This window comes from Streptomyces sp. 8P21H-1 (genome assembly GCF_013302945.1).
The window spans coordinates 1-1,738 of sequence record NZ_JABTYA010000195.1 but is presented as its reverse complement, the minus strand read 5'-3'; the positions used below and the strand labels follow the sequence as shown (position 1 = coordinate 1,738).

Annotated in this window: 2 protein-coding genes; both read left to right on the top strand. The window is 74.6% G+C overall.

What is annotated here, in order from left to right; all coding sequences use genetic code 11:
* The first annotated feature begins 366 nt into the window (after positions 1-366).
* Entirely contained in the window at positions 367-1,578 is a 1,212-nt protein-coding gene (locus HO151_RS03300) for an adenosylmethionine--8-amino-7-oxononanoate transaminase (RefSeq protein ID WP_254594679.1), read from the top strand.
* Position 1,579: 1 nt separating this feature from the next.
* On the top strand, positions 1,580-1,738 hold a 159-nt coding region (locus tag HO151_RS03295), incomplete at its 3' end, for an AAA family ATPase (protein ID WP_173894612.1).

The following is a 1,738-nucleotide window of genomic DNA, read 5'->3' as shown; positions in this document are numbered from 1 at the left end:
GGGAACGGGCCGCCGAGGAGCAGGACCCCGGAGAGCCCGTGCCCGGCGCGGCGCGGGCCGCCGCGGCGCGTACGGACCTGGTCGCGGTACGCCGCCGGGGCGCCGGGACGGACCTCGCACCCAATGCCTGACCCGCTCCCGCCCACTCCTTCGGGCTCCCCTGCCCCTTCAGCCCCTTCAGCCCCTTCAGCCCCTTCAGCCCTTTCAGCCCTTTCGGCTCCTTCGGCTCCTTCGGCTCCTTCGGCTCCTTCGGCTTCTTCGGGATTTTCCGGTCCCTCGGCGGCCTCCACGGCCTCCGCGGCCGGCGCCTCCGTGCGCGAGCTGCTCGAACTCGACCGGCGGCACGTCTGGCATCCGTACGGCCCGATGCCCGGCCGGCAGGAACCGCTCGTCGTGGAGTCGGCGAGCGGGGTGCGGCTGCGGCCGGCCGGCGGGGGCGACGAGCTGATCGACGGCATGTCGTCCTGGTGGTCGGCGATCCACGGCTACCGCCACCCGGTCCTCGACGAGGCGGTCCGCGACCAGCTCGGACGGATGAGCCACGTGATGTTCGGCGGGCTCACCCATGAGCCCGCCGTACGGCTGGCGAAGCGCCTCGTCGACATCTCACCCGAGGGCCTCGAACATGTCTTCCTGGCCGACTCCGGCTCCGTGTCCGTCGAGGTCGCCGTCAAGATGTGTCTCCAGCACTGGCGTTCGCTCGGCCGTCCGGGCAAGCGGCGCCTGCTGACCTGGCGCGGCGGCTACCACGGCGACACCTGGCAGCCGATGTCGGTGTGCGACCCCGAGGGCGGGATGCACGAACTGTGGCAGGGCGTGCTCCAGCGCCAGGTGTTCGCCGGCCCGCCCCCGGCCGCGTACGAGGAGGCGTACGCCGAGCGGCTGCGCTCGCTGGTCGGGCGGCACGCGGACGAGCTGGCCGCGGTGATCGTGGAGCCGGTGGTGCAGGGTGCGGGCGGGATGCGGTTCCACTCCCCCGCGTACCTGCGGGTGCTGCGGGAGGCGTGCGACGCCCACGACGTGCTGCTCGTGTTCGACGAGATCGCGACGGGCTTCGGACGGACCGGAACGCTGTTCGCGGCGGAGCACGCGGGGGTGACGCCGGATGTGATGTGCGTGGGCAAGGCGCTGACCGGCGGGTATCTGACGATGGCGGCGACCCTGTGCACCGCGCGGGTCGCGGACGGCATCTCGCGGGGCGAGGTGCCGGTCCTCGCCCACGGCCCGACCTTCATGGGCAACCCGCTCGCCGCCGCCGTGGCCTGCGCCTCGATCGACCTGCTCCTCGGCCAGGACTGGCGGGCGGAGGTCGGACGCATCGAGACGGGCCTGCGGGAGGGCCTGGCACCGGCGGCCGGGCTGCCGGGGGTCCGGGACGTGCGCGTCCTCGGTGCCATCGGGGTGGTGCAGCTGGACCACGGTGTCGACATGGCGGCGGCGACCCGGGCGGCGGTGCGCGAGGGCGTGTGGCTGCGGCCGTTCCGGGACCTCGTGTACACGATGCCGCCGTACGTCACCGGGGACGACGACCTGGCGCGGATCACGGCGGCCGTGTGCGCGGCGGCGCGGGAGGGATGACATGCCGGTACTGGTGATCACGGGGACGGGCACGGAGGTCGGCAAGACCCTCACGACCGCCGCCGTGGCCGCGGCGGCGGTCGCGGCGGGGCGGTCGGTGGCCGTGCTCAAGCCCGCGCAGACGGGCCTGCGGCCCGGGGAGCGCGGGGACGCCGACGAG